The sequence below is a fragment of the Pseudomonas sp. KD5 genome (genome assembly GCF_012932895.1).
Lineage (GTDB): Bacteria > Pseudomonadota > Gammaproteobacteria > Pseudomonadales > Pseudomonadaceae > Aquipseudomonas.
This window is the reverse complement of record NZ_JDWJ01000012.1, coordinates 66,626-84,073: the sequence shown is the minus strand read 5'-3', so window position 1 is coordinate 84,073 and position 17,448 is coordinate 66,626. Positions and strand designations below refer to the sequence as shown.

The following is a 17,448-nucleotide window of genomic DNA, read 5'->3' as shown; positions in this document are numbered from 1 at the left end:
TTTATCCCAGGGTTGGGCGTTTAGTCCTCAAACCGGATCGGGCATTTCTCCGGCCCTTCCAGCTTCCTCAATTCCTCCACCACTTGGGGCCGTGCCTGCCGCAGGGTCAGGCTGCGATCCTGACGCAGCAGCCGTCGTGCTTCCTGGTGCAGCATTTCCACGCCCGAGTAGTCGATGAAGTTGATCTGCTGCGCCTCGATCACCACCCGTGGGCCTTGCATCCGTTGCAGGCGCACTTGCAGGTAATGGCTGGCGCCGAAAAAGATCGAACCGCCGACCCTCAGAATGTCTTCGTCGCCATCACGCCAGTGCTGCACCCGTGGCTGTGAGGTGCGTTTGAGGTAGAAGAACAGTGACGCCAACACCCCGGCGTAGATCGCCGTCTGCAACTCCAGCAACAGGGTGGCGACACAGGTCAGCGTCATGACCAGGAATTCGGCATGGCTGACCCGCAACAACGCACGAATGCCGCGATGATCCACCAATCCCCAAGCGATCAAAAGGATGCTGCCAGCCATGGCCGGAATCGGGATATGCGCAATCAATGCCGCACCGAAGATCGCGAACAGCGCCACCCACAGCGCCGAAAAAACCCCGGCCAGCGGTGAACAGGCTCCGGCATCGTAGCTCAGGCCCGAGCGAGTGAAGGAACCGGCGGACAGCGAGCCGGAAAAAAACGCCCCAACCATGTTCGAGAAACCCTGGGCGCGAACTTCCTGATTGGCATCGAGCAACTGTTGCGAGCGGGCCGACAGGGAGCGGGCAATCGACAGGCTCGTCACCAGCCCGAGCATGCCGACCGCCACCGCACTGGGCAGCAGGCGCAATATCAGGTCCAGATCCAGCGGCAGCGGGCTGAAGGGCGGCAGCCGCCCGACAAACGCGCTGACCAGCTTCACATGACCGAACATCGCTGGCCACAGCCACACCAGCAATCCGCTCAGGGCCAGCGCGATCAACAGCGTCGGCCAGCGCGGCACCAGCAGTTTCAGCACGATGCCAACCGCGACCGTGGCCAGGCCCAGCAGCAGCGAGGGTTTGTCCACTTCGCCCAGATGATTGAGCAGCATCATCAAGCTGTTGAGCGCCGTGGCCTGGTTGGGCACATCCAGCCCCAGCAGGTTCGGCAGCTGCCCGATGGCAATCACCACCGCCGCGCCGAGGGTGAAGCCCAGCACCACCGAGTGAGAGACGAAATTCACCAGGGCGCCGAACCGCAGCAAACCCAGCAACCACTGGAAAATGCCCGCAAGGAAAGTCAGAAGCAGGATCAGCGTGACGTAGTCTTGCGATGCAGGGACGGCCAGAGGACTGACGCTGGCGTACAGGACGATGGAAATGGCCGCCGTAGGGCCGCAGATCAAATGCCACGACGAACCCCAGAGGCAGGCAATCAGCACCGGGATGATGGCGGCGTACAGGCCATATTCCGGTGGGAGGCCGGCGATCAGGGCGTAGGCAATCGATTGTGGCAACGCGAGAATCGCGCCGCTCAGGCCGACGATCAGGTCACGACCAACGCTGGCGCGGGTTTGCCGGGGCAACCAGGTCAGGAAGGGAAAGAGTGAATGGCGGCTGGGGAAGGCCATGGGTCCTCTCGGTACGGGGTAAATCGTCAGGGTAAAGCATTGGCTCGTAGTGGGCAGATCATTGTGGCGAGGGAGTTTGCTCCCGCTCGGCTGCGCAGCAGTCGCAAATCCGGACAACTCGGTGAGGCTGATAAACCGAGTTTGCCGAAATGGGAGTGCTACGCCCTCCAGCGGGAGCAAGCTCCCTCGCCACAGGGAAACCTTACAACTTGGCTTTGACCGCTGGCAGAGCATCCTTGCCATCCACGGTCTTCACGCCCTCCAGCCATTTATCCAGCACCACCGGGTTGGCCTTGATCCACGCCTTGGCCGCGTCGGCGTTGCTGACTTTTTTGTTCACCACCTCGGCCATGATGCTGTTCTCCATTTCCTGGGTAAAACTCAGGTTGGTGAGCAGTTTGCCGACGTTCGGGCAGGCCTGTGCATAACCTTTGCGGGTCAGTGTATAAACGCTACCGGTGTCACCGAAGTACTTCTCGCCGCCCTTCAGATAATGCATTTTCAACTGCACGTTCATCGGGTGTGGCGTCCAGCCGAGGAAGGTCACGAACTTCTGTTTCTTCACCGCGCGGGACACTTCGGCCAGCATTGCTTGCTCGCTGGACTCGATCAGTTTCCACTGACCCATGTCGTAGTCATTCTTCTTGATGATTTCTTGCAGCGAAATGTTCGCCGGGGCGCCTGAGCCGATGCCATAGATCTTCTTGTCGACTTCTTTTGGATGTAGCTCGGCGTACTTGTTCAAGTCGTTAAAGTTATGCACACCCGCGTCCCAGACGTAATCCGGGACCGCCAGGGTGAACTCGGTGCCGTCGAGGTTCTTCGCCAGTTGTGTGACATCGCCGTTGGCCACGAACTTGTCGTAGAAGCCTTGCTGCGCCGGCATCCAGTTGCCGAGGAAGACGTCCACCTGGCCATCCTTCAGACCGCCAAAGGTGATCGGCACCGCCAGCGTGTCGACCTTGGCCTTGTAGCCCATGCCGTCCAGCAGAAACCCGGTGATGGCGTTGGTGGCGGCGATGTCGCTCCAGCCGGGGTCGGCCATCTTCACCGTTTCGCAGCTTTGCTCGGCGTACGCCGAGGCGCTGCCCAGAGCCAGAAGCCCGACTGTCAGTACTGTGGATAACTTTTGCATGGACGTCCCCTTAACATTATTGGTTTTGGCAGGGTTGTGGATAACGGGCTTTACGCTCCAGATCGTCGAGGTCGATGTGGTTGCGCATGTACTGCTGACTGGCGTCCACCAGCGGCTGGTGATCCCAGCTCTTCAGCTTGCCGATGGTCAGGGCGCCGGCGACGAAACGCCGGCGCCGCTGACTGGCGAGCACCTGTTGGTGGATCGCCGGGATATTCCATTTAGCCCGTGCTTCGGCGAGAAAATCCTCGAACAGCTGACGATGTTGCGGCGAATGGCTGAGTTCTTCCTGTTCACGCGGGTCGTTATGCACATCGAAGAGCAGGCAAGGGTCGTCTTCGCTGTAGATGAATTTGTAGGCGCCGCGACGAATCATCATCAACGGGCTGATGGTGCCTTCGGCCATGTATTCACCGTACACCTCGTCGTGACCGCCCTGCCCTTGCAGGTGCGGAACCAGCGAGCGGCCGTCCAGCGGCAGGCCTGGCTCCAATGAGCCGCCGGCCAATTCCACAAAGGTCGGCAGCAGGTCGGCGGTGGATACCGCTGCGCTGACCCGTCCGGCGCCGAATTGCCCCGGCGCGCTGATCAGCAGCGGTACGCGGGCGGCCATTTCGTACCAGTGCATCTTGTACCAGAGGCCGCGCTCGCCGAGCATGTCGCCGTGGTCACCGGAGAACACGATGATGGTGTCATCGATCAGCCCGGTTTCCTCGAGTGTTTGCAGGAGTTTGCCGACGTTACTGTCGATATAGCTGCACGCACCAAAGTAGGCACGGCGCGCGTCGCGAATTTTATCCACAGGCAGCGGCTTGTCCCACAGGTCATAGACTTTGAGCAGGCGCTGGGAGTGAGGATCGAGTTCGTCCTGTGCGGGTGTTTCCGGCAAAGGGATGTCGGCGTCGTCGTACAGATCCCAGAACGCCTTGGGAATCGTGTACGGGTCGTGTGGGTGCGTCATCGACACGGTCAGGCAGAACGGCTGATCGCCATCCTCGCGGATGTGATCGAACAGGTATTGCTGGGCCTTGAACACCACCTCTTCGTCGAAATCCAGCTGATTGGTGCGCACGCAGGGCCCGGCTTGCAGCACCGACGACATGTTGTGGTACCAGGTCGGCCGCACGTCCGGCTCGTCCCAGTTCACCGCCCAACCGTAGTCGGCCGGGTAGATATCACTGGTCAGGCGTTCTTCATAGCCGTGCAACTGGTCCGGGCCGCAGAAGTGCATCTTGCCCGACAGCGCGGTGCGATAACCGAGGCGCCGCAGGTAGTGGGCATAGGTCGGAACGTCGGCGGGGAAATCGGCCGCGTTGTCGTAAGCGCCGATCTTGCTCGGCAACTGACCGCTGACCAGGGTGAAACGTGACGGTGCACAGAGCGGGCTGTTGCAGTACGCGGCGTCGAACACCACACCTTCGGCGGCGAGGCGGCTCAGATTCGGCAGTTTGATGGGCGAAGGGCCGTAGAACGGCAACATTGGCGCGGCCATTTGATCGGCCATGATGAAAAGAATATTTTTGCGCTTCATGTGATCGCGGCATTCCATAGTGGATATTTATGCGAGAGTGCTGTGGTCGAGCATGCAATCCATGGAATTTGTGGTAAAGCCCACGCCAGGCAATGACTAGGATAAGCACAGCTTATGTATGAAGCTCTCGGTGATTTGTCTCTGGACCTGCTGCGTGTCTTTGAGGCCGCGGCCCGCCAACGCAGCTTTACTGCTGCTGCAGTGGAGCTCGGCACCACGCAACCGGCCATCAGTCAGCAGATCAAACGATTGGAGGAGCAGCTCGCTACACGATTGTTTGACCGCATTTATCGCGGTATCGAACTGACCGAGGCTGGCGCGATTCTGTTTGATCAAGTTCAGCTCGGTTTACAGAATATCGACGCCGGATTGAGCGCGATCAGTGCACAGCAGCAACACGAAGTGTTGCAGGTGGCCACCGACTTCGCCTTCGCCGCGTACTGGCTGATGCCACGGCTGCACCGCTTCCATACCGCCCATCCTCAAGTGGACGTCAGCCTGGTTACCAGTGAGCGCAGCCACAACATGCTGCGCACTGATATCGATGTGGCGGTGCTGTTCGGCGATGGCCGGTTCAAGCAAGGCGAGAGCCATTGGTTGTTCAGTGAAGAAGTGTTTCCGGTGTGCAGCCCGCTGCTCTTGAAGGATCGTCCCCTGCCCTTGCCGGCTCAGTCATTGCTGGAGTTTCCGCTGCTGCACCTGCGAGGCGAACACAGCAGCAACTGGTTCGACTGGAGCGGCGTGTTTCGCGAACTGGGGATCACGTCGGCGCCAGCGCCGGGGCAACTGCGCTTCGACAATTACACCTTGCTGATTCAAGCGGCGATTGGCGGCCAGGGCGTTGCGATCGGTTGGCGGCACCTTGTGGATAACTTGCTGGCGCAAGGTTTGTTGTGTCGGCCGATTGTCGAGACGGTGATTTCGAGGCTGGGTTATTACGTGGTCCTGCCCCAGCGCAAACGGCGTGGGGCGTTGATTCAAACATTTGTGGATTGGTTGATGGCGGAACAGGCCAGCAGTGCGCAATCGCTTAATGGCCTTCCTTTGCCATCGATTGCGGTATGAGGGCTTTACGGTTCCGAAGTCGCGACAAAATTCACATGCTGACCGACATGCAAATTCAGCCATAACTCGTCGGCAATCCCGACGGCAACTCGGTTCAGCCGTTCCAGCGGTTCGGCCAGGCCAGGTTCCAGGCTCGTACTGACGTGACTGAAATGCTCGATGGACAGTCCTGGTACGCCGCGTGGGGCATTCACCAGGGTCCAGTGCAATGGGCTGCTTTGCAGTGCCTCGCGGATTTCTTCTGCGGCGTGGCGTTGCAGTTCGTCTTCTATCTCCGGATCGTCCAGCACCTCGAAATCACCCACCACAAACAACCGCGCGATACCCGCGGCCTGCATGCCGTCAATCAGTGCATCCACTGCCAGCACCTGCTCGACCGGGCCAGGTACGATGGATTTTTCGATGTGTTCGCTGTTCATCGGCAACCCCGGCGCATCCAGCAGGCAGATCACCGCCGAACAGCCGGCCACGCTTTGCTTGACCCGCTTGGCATCGAACAGATTGCCGGACTTGGTGCGCAATCCGGGGCGTGGCGCGAGTGCCGTCAGGTCATCGAGAATCGCGATCACTTCATGTTGGCGCCGCAGCATTTCCGCCATCAGCGCACTGCCAAGGCTACTCATGGCACCATAAAGCACTACCTTCACTACCGGGGTTTCGGCATTTTTCATGGCTGTGCTCCGAACGTCCTGCCTATATAGCGTGAGACCTGCAGGGAACGGTGTGGGTTCGACTAGGTATAAAGAGGTTTCAGATGCAACAGATCAAGGGCTACCACGCCCATGTCTATTTTGACGCCAACACCCTCCCGCAGGCCCGGGCCTTGTGCGAGCAGGCCGCGCAATTGTTTCCGCTGAAGATGGGCCGCGTGCACGAACGCCTGGTCGGCCCGCACCCGGACTGGAGCTGCCAATTGGCCTTCGAGCCGCAATACCTTGGCGAGGTATTGCCGTGGCTGGCGCTCAATCGCAAGGGGTTGGTGGTGTTCCTGCACCCGGAGACCGGCAACGATCTGCTCGACCACACTGAACACGCGATCTGGATGGGGGCAATCCGGCCGCTGGACCTGTCTGTTTTCTGATCAGAGTTGTTCTTCGGCCTCGCCAGGCAAATGTTCGTCCAGATGCAGCCAGGGCAACCGACTGTCCGTCCAGATATGCCGCTCGGCCGGCGCCTGCTCAGGGTGGTCGAGGGTGGCGATGGTCACGTCGATGCTTTCGGGACTGAGCGTTGTCACCAGCGCCAATTGCGCCCCGCAGTTGGGGCAGAAATACCGCGTGCAAGTGGATGATGAGCCATACCGGGATGGCGTACCCGCGACCCAGGCAAATGCCGAGGCAGGCACGGTGATCCAGGTGGTCACGATCCCGCCGCTGACCCGCCGGCAAATCGAGCAATGGCAGTGGGCGATATCCTGCAACGGCCCGCTGAATTGATAGCGGATTTGCCCGCAGTGGCAGCCGCCAGTGTGAAGTTCGCCCATGTTTTTTCCTCCTGAGCCCGTGTTTGCTGACTTTCAACCCGGCCGACGACCGGTCGTACATTCGGTCAATGCTTTCATCCGCGAAAGCTGGCTGAAAGCTTCCCCGATTAGGATCGCCTCACTGCCGGCAACAGACCGGTTGGCCAACGCGAGTGTTTCATTGCCCGCCCGGCCCATTTAACAACAACAATGGTGATTCTGATGTCCGCTCCTATCCGCCTCTTCGCTGCACCTCCGCCCGTACGTTTCGTGCTTTCCGTTCTGCGCTGACCTCATCGGTTCGCCCATTCCCTAGCCGCGCTACGCCTGGAGTATTCCTATGCTGACTTTCCTTGGCTTTGCCATGGTCATCACGTTCATGTTCCTGATCATGACCAAGCGCCTGTCCGCGCTGATCGCCCTGATTATTATCCCGATCATCTTCGCCCTGTTCGGCGGTTTCTCGCCGAAGATCGGCCCGATGATGCTCGAAGGCATCACCAAGCTTGCGCCGACCGGCGTGATGCTGATGTTCGCCATCCTCTACTTCGCCCTGATGATCGACTCCGGCCTGTTTGACCCGGCCGTGCGCAAGATCCTCAAACTGGTCAAGGGCGACCCGTTGAAAGTGTCGGTCGGTACCGCCGTGCTGGCGCTGATCGTGTCCATGGACGGTGATGGCGCCACCACTTATATGATCTGCGTGGCCGCTATGCTGCCGCTCTACAGCCGCATCGGCATGAGCCCGCGGATCATGGCCGGTCTGATTATCCTCGCCGGTGGCGTGATGAACATGACCCCTTGGGGCGGTCCGACCGCTCGTGCGGCCAGTGCGCTGCATGTGGACCCGTCCGCGATCTTCGTGCCGATGATTCCGGCAATGCTGGCTGGTGTGGTGGCGATCCTGGCGATTGCCTATGTCTACGGTAAACGCGAGCGTGCGCGTCTGGGTGAACTGCATCTGGTCGGTGATGAAATCGACCACAGCGAAATCAGCGTTTCGCAGTTCCCGGACGCCCGTCGTCCAAAACTGATCTGGTTCAACGGCGCGCTGACCCTGGCACTGATGGGCACCTTGATCGCCGGCCTGCTGCCGTTGCCGGTGCTGTTCATGGTGGCGTTCAGTATCGCGATGATCGTCAACTATCCTTGCCTGCAACAGCAGAAAGATCGAGTGGCGGCCCACGCCGGTAGCGTGTTGGCGGTGGTCGGGTTGATCTTTGCCGCGGGTATCTTCACCGGTATCCTGACAGGCACCGGCATGGTCGACGCCATGTCCAAGAGCCTGCTGGCGGTCATCCCGGATTTCCTCGGCCCGTACCTGGCCGTGATCACTGCGCTGGTGAGTATGCCGTTCACGTTCTTCATGTCGAACGACGCATTTTATTACGGCGTGTTACCAGTGCTTGCCGAAGCCGCCAGTCATTACGGTATAACCGCGGTAGAAATGGCACGTGCCTCGATCGTCGGTCAGCCCGTCCACTTGCTGAGCCCGCTGGTACCATCGACTTACCTGTTGGTGGCCCTGGCCGGTATCGAATTCGGTGATCATCAGCGGTTCACCTTGAAGTGGGCGGTGCTGGTTTGCCTGTGCATACTGGTGGCGGCCTTGCTGATGGGGATATTTCCACTGTTCAGCACGCTATAAGCCAAGACTCGCCATGAGGGGTCCAGGCTTTGTTTGAAGCCTGGGCCCTTCGTGGTTTAAACACATCCTCAAAGGAATACACATGGAATGGCTGACCAACCCTGAAATCTGGGTTGCCTTCTTCACCCTGACCGCCCTGGAGATCGTCCTGGGTATCGACAACATCATCATGATCTCGATCCTGGTCAGCCGCATGCCCAAACACATGCAGGCGCGTACCCGGATCTTTGGCCTGGCGCTGGCCATGGTCACGCGGATTCTGTTGCTGCTGTCGATCACCTGGGTCATGCGTCTCACCGCGGACCTGTTCGAAGTGTTCGGCCAGGGTATTTCCGGGCGTGACCTGATCCTGTTCTTCGGTGGTCTGTTCCTGCTGTGGAAAAGCTCGCAAGAGATGTATCACGCGCTGGAAGGCGAGGATGAAACCAGCGACGAGCCAAGTGGCAAGGGCGGTAACTTCCTCTACACCATTATCCAGATCGCGATCATCGACATCGTGTTCTCGCTGGACTCCGTCATCACTGCCGTTGGCATGGTGTCCCACGTACCGGTCATGGTCGCGGCAATCATCGTCGCAGTGCTGGTGATGATGTGGGCTTCCGGCACCATCAGCGAGTTCATCGACAAGCACCCGTCGCTGAAAATGCTGGCGCTGTCTTTCCTGTTGATCGTCGGTACCGTGCTGATTGCCGAATCCTTCGATGTGCATGTGCCGAAAGGCTACGTCTACTTCGCCATGGCGTTCTCGCTGGCAGTGGAAGCGATCAACATCAGGATGCGCACCGCGATTGCGAAAAAGCGCACACAGCAAGAGCCGGTGAAACTGCGCAAGGATGTTCCGGGTCAGTAACCCGAACACCCTGCTGTGACAAAGGGGCCTTCGGGCCCCTTTGTCATGTCTGCATCAAACTGTTTTCATGACAGTTTTGTTTCAATCGCTTCTTTAGCTATGCGATGCTGGCGTCCAGACCGTTAGCCAACTACAGCTTAAGTACAGAACGTAGAAGAACGCGGCATCGTTAACTTGCCCCGCTGGGGCGCTACCACCACAGGGGGCCTGTATGCTCACCCTGCTCAATTTGTTATCGGCCGTGGCCTTGCTGATCTGGGGCACGCACATCGTCCGAACCGGCATCCTGCGGGTTTATGGCTCCAACTTGCGCCATGTGATCGGCCAGAACATGGCCAGGCGCTGGCTGGCGTTTATCGCCGGGATCATGGTGACCGCCATGGTCCAGAGCAGCAACGCCACCGCCATGCTCGTCACCTCGTTTGTCGGTCAGGGCCTGATGGCGCTGACCCCGGCCCTGGCGACGATGCTCGGTGCCGACGTCGGTACCGCACTGATGGCGCGGGTACTGACCCTCGACCTGTCGTGGCTGTCACCGCTGCTGATCTTCCTCGGGGTGATTTTCTTTCTGTCGCGCAAGCAGACCCGGGTCGGGCAGATGGGGCGGGTCAGCATCGGTCTGGGGCTGATCATTCTGGCGCTGCAACTGATCGTCGAGGCCGCCACGCCGATCACTCATGCTCAGGGAGTGAAGGTGATTTTTGCCTCTCTGACCGGCGATATCTTGCTCGATGCGCTGGTCGGTGCACTGTTCGCGATGATTTCATACTCCAGCCTGGCCGCCGTATTGCTGACCGCGACCCTCGCCGGTGCCAGCGTGATCAGCCTGCCAGTGGCCATCGGCCTGGTGATCGGCGCCAACATCGGCAGCGGCGTTCTCGCCTTCCTCAGCACCAGCATGCAGAACGCCGCCGGCCGTCAGGTGGCGCTGGGCAGCCTGTTGTACAAACTGATTGGTCTGCTGCTGATCATTCCGGTGCTCGATCCACTGGTGCACTGGATCGACAGCTTCGACTTCAGCGCTCAGGAAATGGTCATCGGCTTCCACCTGCTCTACAACACCGCGCGCTGCCTGATCCTGTTGCCCAGCGTCGGGCTGATGGCCAGGCTCTGTGCTTGGCTGCTGCCGGAGCGGCCGGACATCAACGGCACGGCCAAGCCGCGGCACCTTGACCCGACGGCATTGGTGACCCCCAGCCTGGCGCTGGCCAATGCCGCCCGAGAAACCCTGCGCATCGGCGATCTGGTCGACAACATGCTCGAAGCCATGCTCGCCGTACTGCGTGGCAAACAGACCGCCGTTACCCAGGAAATCCGACGCCTGACCGATGATGTCGAAGCGCTCTACAGCGCGATCAAACTCTATCTGGCGCAAATGCCTCGGGAAGACCTCAGCGAACAAGATAGCCAACGGTGGGCTGAAACCATCGAGCTGGCGATTAACCTGAAACTGGCCAGTGACCTGATCGAACGCATGCTGCGCAAGGTTCAGCAGCAGAAAACCGCGCAGCGGCGGTCGTTTTCCGAGGTCGGTCTGGAAGAATTGGCGGGCCTGCACAGCCAGCTGATTGCCAACCTGCGCCTGGGGTTGTCGGTGTTCCTCAGTTCCGATCCGGAAAGTGCTCGCCAGTTACTGCGTGAGAAACGTCGCTTTCGCGCACAGGAACGCCGCCTGGCCCACGCTCATGTCAGTCGTTTGCACCGTAAGATTGTGCAAAGCATCGAGACCAGTTCGCTGCATCTGGAGCTGATCGCTGACATGAGGCGCCTCAATTCGCTGTTTTGCAGCAGTGCCTATGCGGTGTTGGGCACTTCGGACACCGGTGCTCTGGCGGTCGACGATTTGGCTGACATCACTCATTCACCCTGAACGTCCACAGTTGCCTGAAGTCTGTTGTACTTACGCTGTCGTACGGAAACTCGTTATGCGCTGTCTGCTATTCGCTTGTCTGTTGCTCGGCGCCCTGCCCTCATTTGCCCTGGATCGCTTTCAGGTCGAGGGCTATACGCTGCCCAACGGCCTGCAATTGGTCCTCAAACCGGGCACCGAGCGCGGGCATGTGGCGATTCGGCTGGTAGTCGGCGTGGGTCTGGATGATTTCAGCTGCGCCGACAAGGAGCTGCCGCATCTGCTCGAACACTTGCTGTTCAGCGGCATCGACGCCACCGGCGAAGGTGGTCTGGAGGAGCGCATGCAGGCCCTGGGTGGTGAGTGGAACGCTTACACCAGCAACGCCGACACCACGTTCGTCATCGAAGCACCGGCGAAAAACCAGCGTAAGGCCCTCGATCTGTTGTTGGCTCTGCTGACCCAGACCCGTATCGACGACAACGCTATCAACGTCGCCAAGCAGGTGGTCGAGCGCGAAGACGGTGGCCATTATTCGCACCTGCAACGCTGGCTGGATCGCCAGGACCTGGGCCACACCGCCAGTAATCAGTTGGCGGTGGAACTGGGCCTCAAATGCCAGGAGCGCGCCGAAGTCAGTCACCTGACCCGCGAGCAACTGGAGAAGGTGCGCAAAGCCTGGTACGCGCCCAACAACATGACCCTGATCGTGGTCGGCGAGCTCGACCGCCTGCTGCCGGCCTATCTGGAACGGGCGTATGGCGCGCTCGTAGCCGTCGAGCCTGCCGATCACCTGCCCTTGCCGACAATCCAGGCCAGCGCGGCCCACGAGCGTACTCTGAGCCACGGTTTTGTCGGTGGCGGCGCCAAGTTGCACTGGCTGGTGCCGGAACCGGTGCAGGAAGACCAGCCCGACGAAACGTTCGATCTGCTCAAGGACTACCTGGACTGGGCGCTTTATCGCCAACTGCGCCTGGTCCATGGGTTGTCCTATGGGCCCTCGGCCGAGCGTGAGGTGTTTGGCGGAGTGGGCTTCATGAGCCTGAACGCCGATCTTGAACGCGGCGACGTGCCGGCAGCTGAACAGGTGCTGGATGAGCTCAAAGCCGGTTTGCTCAAGGACGGTCTCGACGCCACCACCTTCGCCCGCCTCAAGCAGGCCGCCATCGCCCGTCAGGCCTGGGCCGTGCAAGGCAATAGCGCCCTGGCGGATTACTACTGGAGCGCCCTTGGGGACTACGAGGACGGCCATTTCACCAACCCGGCCAAGGCACTGCAAGAAGTGACGCTGGCCGAGGCGAACCAGGCGATGCGTGAGTTGCTGCTGCAACCGGGGTATTTGCGGATCGAGAAGCCGTTGGTGAGTTATGACCAGTTGATGTGGGCGATTGCCGGGGTATTTGGATTGATGGTGCTTGGGGCATTGGGTTGGCGTGTTCACCGCAGAAAGTAGTTATTTCCCTGTGGCGAGGGAGCTTGCTCCCGCTCGGCTGCGCAGCAGCCGTAAACCGGTATCGGAGATCTACTTGAAATTACGCGATGGGTGGTTTTTAGGGCCGCTTCGCGACCCAGCGGGAGCAAGCTCCCTCGCCACAGGGTTTTGGGGTTGGTCAACGTAACCGGAACCCTCGCCACAGGCCCCCTCGGACGGTACCCTGTCGGGGATTTTTCCCACGACTATTGTGAACCGCCGAATGCCGACTCTGACCCTGTACATACAGCGCATCCTGGAATTGATGAAGCGCTACCCCGGGGTCATCGCGCTCGGCGGTTTCATTTCCGGGGTCGGCAGCTTCATCTTGGTGGATCGCCAGCAAGGCCTGGCGACCTGGATCACCACCATCATGCTGGTCAGCTGGGTCTGGCTGATGCTGGAAAACAGCCTCACTGAGTTGTTCGCCAAGGTCTTCAAGCGCGAAATACCCCAGCCCCTGCTGCGTTATGCGACGCAGATGATCCATCAGGAAAGCCTGTTCTTCGTCCTGCCGTTCTTTTTCATCACCACCACCTGGAACAGCGGCCAACTGTTTTTCACGGGGTTGTTGGGCATGGCGGCGTTGATCTCGATCACCGACCCGCTCTACTACAAATGGCTGGCGCCGCGCCGCTGGGCGTTCCTGGCGCTGCATACCCTGACCCTCTTCGCCGCCCTGCTGACCGCCCTGCCCGTCATCCTGCACCTGACCACCTCCCAGAGCTTCAAACTGGCGCTGGGCATCGCCATGGTGCTGTCGTTCCCCAGTCTGGCGTCGATCTTCCCGATTCGGACCGTGCGCAATGCGTTGGCGATCCTCAGCATCACCGTGGGCATCGGCGCTGTCGGCTGGGTGCTGCGTTCCTGGGTTCCGCCGGCCACCCTGTGGATGACCGATGTGGCGATCAGCACCCAAATGCAGGACCGCACCCCCGGCAAGAGCCTGGAAGAAGTCAGCGCCGAGCAGATTCGAGGCGACGGTTTGTACGCCTACACCGCGATCAATGCCCCACGGGGGCTGGACGAGCGGATTTATCACGTCTGGATGTTCAACGGTAAAGAGGTCGACCGCATCCCTCTGGATATCCACGGCGGGCGCAAGGAAGGCTACCGCGCCTGGACCCACAAGCAGAATTTCCCCGGCAATCCCGCGGGTAAATGGCAAGTTCGGGTGCTCACCGAAGACGGCCAGTTGATCGGCGTGCTGCGCTTCAAGGTCATGGACAGCACACCCATCAAAGATAAGTAACGCGGTTCGTGCTATTAATCTGGTCTGCGCAATTGCCGAACAAGCAGGAGCTTATGACCAGCAGCACAACGCCTGGCAATGTCCGACTGGATACCTCGCACATCCCTGCCCTGCTGCGGGTCACGGGTGACTGGACGCTCGCTCATTACGCCGATCTCAGCCACCTGAGCGAAAAGCTCCGTGGCCAATACGACAACAACACCCCCATCGACCTCAACGGCCTCGGTGCCCTGGACACGGCGGGTGCATCGCTGTTGGTGGAGTTGCTGGGTTCCGAGCGTCTGGGCAAGTCCGCCGAACACCCTGATTGCACCCTTTCCTCCGCCGATCGCGCCTTGTTGCAGACGGTGTATTGCTCGCTGACTGATTTCTGCGTGCCGATCAAAGAGCCGGAAATCAGCGTCGGCATTCAACTGCTGACCCGTATCGGCCGTGCGGTCGATGCGGTCTGGCAGGACGCCCTGCAGGTGCTGGGTTTTGTCGGCCTGATCCTGCAAACCATCGCGCGCGGGCTGTTTTGTCCCAAGCGCTGGCGCCTCACGCCGATGGTCGCGCACATTGAGCAGACTGGCCTCGACGCCGCTCCCATCGTCGCCCTGCTGACCTTTATGGTGGGCGCCGTGGTAGCGTTTCTCGGTGCGACTGTGCTGGCGAGCTTCGGCGCGAGCATTTTTACCGTGGACCTGGTGGCGTTTTCTTTTTTGCGCGAATTCGGCGTGTTGCTCACCGCGATCCTGATGGCCGGCCGCACCGCCAGTGCGTTCACCGCGCAGATCGGCTCGATGAAGGCCAACGAAGAAATCGATGCGATCCGCACCCTCGGCCTCGACCCGATGGAGTTGCTGGTGGTGCCGCGGGTATTGGCGTTGCTGGTGGCGCTGCCGATGCTGACCTTCCTGGCGATGTTGTCGGGGATTGTCGGCGGTGGCGTGGTGTGTGCGCTGTCGCTGGATATATCGCCGGCGATGTTCCTGTCGCTGCTGCAATCGGACATCGGCGTTCAGCACTTCCTGGTGGGGATCGTCAAAGCGCCGATTTTTGCGTTCCTGATCGCCGCCATCGGCTGTCTTGAAGGCTTCAAGGTCAGCGGCAGCGCCGAGTCCGTCGGTGCGCACACCACGTCGAGTGTGGTGCAGTCGATTTTCGTGGTGATCGTCCTCGATGCCGTGGCCGCATTGTTTTTCATGGAGATGGGCTGGTGAGTCGTCTACCCCGAGCGCCTTCCGAGGCGGTGATCGAAGTCCGTGGGCTGTGCAATCGCTTCGGCCGCCAGAGCGTGCACGAGAACCTCGACCTGGATTTGTACAAAGGCGAAATTCTGGCGGTGGTCGGCGGTTCCGGCAGCGGCAAATCGGTGCTGTTGCGCAGCATCGTCGGCTTGCGCCAGCCCAGCGAAGGGCTGGTGAAGGTCTTCGGCAAGAACTTGCCGAGCTTGTCGGAGCACGAGCGCTCGCTGGTCGAACGGCGCTTCGGTGTGTTGTTCCAGAAAGGCGCCCTGTTCTCTTCGCTGACAGTGACCGAGAACGTCGCCCTGCCCCTTATCGAACACGCCGGCCTGAGCCGTACCGATGCCGAGCACTTGGCGGCGGTGAAACTGGCATTGGCCGGATTGCCGTTGTCGGCGGCCGACAAGTACCCTGCTTCACTGTCTGGCGGCATGATCAAGCGCGCCGCCCTGGCCCGGGCGCTGGCGCTGGACCCGGACATTCTGTTTCTCGACGAGCCCACCGCTGGTCTCGACCCGATTGGCGCGGCGGCGTTCGATCAATTGATTCTGACCCTGCGCGACGCGTTGGGTTTGAGTGTGTTTCTGGTCACACACGACCTCGACACGCTCTACACCATCACCGACCGGGTGGCGGTGCTGGCGCAAAAGAAAGTACTGGTGGCGGATGCCATCGACAAGGTTTCGGAAACCGACGACGCGTGGATTCACGAATACTTCCATGGCCCTCGCGGCCGCGCGGCGCTGACGGCCGCTAACCAGCTCAACGAGGTCTGACATGGAAACCCGAGCCCATCACGTATTGATCGGCCTGTTCACCGTCATAGTGGTGGCAGGCGCCCTGCTCTTCGGTCTGTGGCTGGCCAAGTCCAGCGTCGACACCGAATTCAAGGATTACGAAATCGTCTTCAACGAGGCGGTCAGCGGTTTGTCCAAGGGCAGCGCCGTGCAGTACAGCGGGATCAAGGTCGGCGACGTAGTGACGCTGCGCCTGGACCCGAATGATCCGCGCCGGGTGTTGGCGCGGATCCGCCTGGGTGGCGATACCCCGATCAAGGAAGACACCCAGGCCAAACTGGCGCTGACCGGGATCACTGGCACCTCGATCATTCAGCTCAGCGGTGGTACACCGCAAAGTCCGACGCTCAAGGGCAAGGGCGGCAATTTGCCGACCATCGTGGCATCACCCTCGCCTATCGCCCGTTTGATGAGCGACAGTAACGATCTGATGACCGGTGTGAACGTGTTGATGCAGAACGCCAATCAGATGTTTTCTTCGGAAAACGTCGAGCGCATCAGCAAAACCCTTGAGCATCTGGAGCAAACCACCAGCACCATCGCCGACCAGCGCGGCGACATTGGTCAGGCCATGCAGCAACTGGCGTCGATCGGTAAACAGGCCTCGGCCACACTCGAGCAAACCGCAGGGCTGATGCGCAACGCCAACGGCCTGCTCAACGATCAGGGCAAGCAGATGTTTGGCAGTGCCGAGCAAGCCATGAAGTCCCTGGAACAGAGCAGCGCGACCCTCAACTCATTGCTCACCACTAATCAGGATTCCCTCAACAACGGCATGCAGGGCCTCAATGGCCTGGCGCCGGCAGTGCGTGAGTTGCGCGATACCTTGAGCTCGCTGCGCACCATTTCCCAGCGGCTTGAGGCCAACCCCAGCGGTTACCTGCTGGGCAGTGACAAGAACAAGGAGTTCACGCCATGAAGCTGATCCCGTTAGCCTTGGCTGTTGGTTTTGCGCTGACCAGTGCCTGCTCGATTCTGCCCAAGTCCGAGCCATCCGATGTCTACCGGTTGCCCTCGGCCCAGAGCGGCGCACCGGCCAATCACAGCACGGCGCTGCACTGGTCGTTGCGGCTGGCCAAGCCACAGACCAGCGAAGCCTTGAACAACCCGAAGATCGCCGTGATCCCTCAGGGTGACCTGATCAGCAGCTACAAGGCTTCCCGCTGGAGCGACCCGGCGCCGGTGCTGCTGCGCAATCGTCTGCTCGATGGTTTCCAGCGTGACGGTCGGGTGCCGTTGCTCAGCACCGATGACAGCAATCTGCAGGCGGACCTGGAGCTGGGCGGCAACCTGCAGGCGTTCCAGACCGAATACCAGGGCACGACGGCGAGCGTGGTCGTGCGGCTGGATGCATTGCTGGTGCGTGGGTATGACCAGCGCATCCTCGCCAGTCGGCGCTTTGAAGTGCGCCAGCCGTTGAGCGATGTGAAGGTGCCGGCGGTGGTCGCCGGGTTCGGCCAGGCCAGCGACCAGTTGACGGCGCAGGTGGTGGCCTGGACGGTGGAGCAGGGTCAGAAAGTCGTGCCGCCGCTGAGGCCCTGAAGCCACCGCTGAAAGGAGCGGGCTTGCCCGC

General features: G+C 60.4%; 16 protein-coding genes. 11 read left to right on the top strand and 5 right to left on the bottom strand.

Translation table 11 applies throughout. The features are described from left to right. Nucleotides 1-20: 20 nt before the first annotated feature. The 3 genes from AF70_RS24400 to betC all read right to left on the bottom strand — a co-directional run bounded on the left by AF70_RS24400 (nt 21) and on the right by betC (nt 4,255). Complete coding sequence (locus AF70_RS24400; RefSeq protein ID WP_028940071.1) at nt 21-1,589, bottom strand: SulP family inorganic anion transporter; 1,569 nt, start codon at nt 1,587-1,589, stop codon at nt 21-23. A 202-nt stretch (nt 1,590-1,791) separates the two neighbouring features. Next, nucleotides 1,792-2,724, bottom strand: a complete 933-nt coding sequence (gene choX / locus AF70_RS24395; RefSeq protein ID WP_028940070.1) for a choline ABC transporter substrate-binding protein — start codon at nt 2,722-2,724, stop codon at nt 1,792-1,794. A gap of 16 nt (nt 2,725-2,740) precedes the next feature. Further along, a complete protein-coding gene (betC, locus tag AF70_RS24390) occupies nt 2,741-4,255 on the bottom strand; it encodes a choline-sulfatase (RefSeq protein WP_028940069.1) in 1,515 nt (504 codons plus the stop codon). Between the two features lie 114 nt (nt 4,256-4,369). Between betC and AF70_RS24385 the strand changes: the two genes are divergently transcribed. Beyond that, nucleotides 4,370-5,320: a LysR family transcriptional regulator gene (locus tag AF70_RS24385; RefSeq protein ID WP_028940068.1), complete on the top strand. Its 951-nt coding sequence runs from the start codon at nt 4,370-4,372 to the stop codon at nt 5,318-5,320. Between the two features lie 5 nt (nt 5,321-5,325). On the opposite strand, the gene AF70_RS24380 is transcribed toward AF70_RS24385, so the two are convergent. Next, a complete protein-coding gene (locus AF70_RS24380; RefSeq protein WP_019580318.1) occupies nt 5,326-5,991 on the bottom strand; it encodes an NAD(P)-dependent oxidoreductase in 666 nt (221 codons plus the stop codon). Nucleotides 5,992-6,074: 83 nt separating this feature from the next. On the opposite strand from AF70_RS24380, the gene AF70_RS24375 reads away from it, so the two are divergent. Then, on the top strand, nt 6,075-6,401 hold the full coding sequence (locus AF70_RS24375) for a DOPA 4,5-dioxygenase family protein (RefSeq protein ID WP_019580317.1): 327 nt from the start codon (nt 6,075-6,077) through the stop codon (nt 6,399-6,401). On the opposite strand, the gene AF70_RS24370 is transcribed toward AF70_RS24375, so the two are convergent. Beyond that, nucleotides 6,402-6,803 (bottom strand): GFA family protein, encoded by a 402-nt coding sequence (locus AF70_RS24370; RefSeq protein WP_019580316.1) that lies wholly within the window; start codon nt 6,801-6,803, stop codon nt 6,402-6,404. A gap of 319 nt (nt 6,804-7,122) precedes the next feature. On the opposite strand from AF70_RS24370, the gene AF70_RS24365 reads away from it, so the two are divergent. The 9 genes from AF70_RS24365 (at nt 7,123) to AF70_RS24325 (ending at nt 17,417) form a co-directional block, all read left to right on the top strand. Further along, a complete protein-coding gene (locus AF70_RS24365) occupies nt 7,123-8,430 on the top strand; it encodes a CitMHS family transporter (RefSeq protein ID WP_018927294.1) in 1,308 nt (435 codons plus the stop codon). A gap of 82 nt (nt 8,431-8,512) precedes the next feature. Further along, nucleotides 8,513-9,280 (top strand): TerC family protein, encoded by a 768-nt coding sequence (locus AF70_RS24360; protein ID WP_018927293.1) that lies wholly within the window; start codon nt 8,513-8,515, stop codon nt 9,278-9,280. Nucleotides 9,281-9,491: 211 nt separating this feature from the next. Further along, nucleotides 9,492-11,150, top strand: coding sequence for a Na/Pi cotransporter family protein (locus AF70_RS24355; RefSeq protein ID WP_018927292.1), 1,659 nt, complete (start codon nt 9,492-9,494; stop codon nt 11,148-11,150). A gap of 55 nt (nt 11,151-11,205) precedes the next feature. Then, nucleotides 11,206-12,582, top strand: coding sequence for a pitrilysin family protein (locus AF70_RS24350; protein ID WP_018927291.1), 1,377 nt, complete (start codon nt 11,206-11,208; stop codon nt 12,580-12,582). Between the two features lie 241 nt (nt 12,583-12,823). Next, entirely contained in the window at nt 12,824-13,852 is a 1,029-nt protein-coding gene (locus AF70_RS24345) for a DUF5924 family protein (protein WP_028940067.1), read from the top strand. 53 nt (nt 13,853-13,905) lie between these two features. Then, a complete protein-coding gene (locus tag AF70_RS24340; protein ID WP_018927289.1) occupies nt 13,906-15,054 on the top strand; it encodes an ABC transporter permease in 1,149 nt (382 codons plus the stop codon). Then, nucleotides 15,051-15,854 (top strand): ABC transporter ATP-binding protein, encoded by an 804-nt coding sequence (locus AF70_RS24335; RefSeq protein WP_018927288.1) that lies wholly within the window; start codon nt 15,051-15,053, stop codon nt 15,852-15,854. The genes AF70_RS24340 and AF70_RS24335 overlap by 4 nt, the downstream gene beginning before the upstream one ends. 1 nt (nt 15,855) lies before the next feature. Next, complete coding sequence (locus AF70_RS24330; RefSeq protein ID WP_019580311.1) at nt 15,856-16,794, top strand: MlaD family protein; 939 nt, start codon at nt 15,856-15,858, stop codon at nt 16,792-16,794. Further along, nucleotides 16,791-17,417, top strand: a complete 627-nt coding sequence (locus tag AF70_RS24325) for an ABC-type transport auxiliary lipoprotein family protein (RefSeq protein ID WP_019651219.1) — start codon at nt 16,791-16,793, stop codon at nt 17,415-17,417. The genes AF70_RS24330 and AF70_RS24325 overlap by 4 nt, the downstream gene beginning before the upstream one ends. The last annotated feature ends 31 nt before the right edge of the window (nt 17,418-17,448 follow it).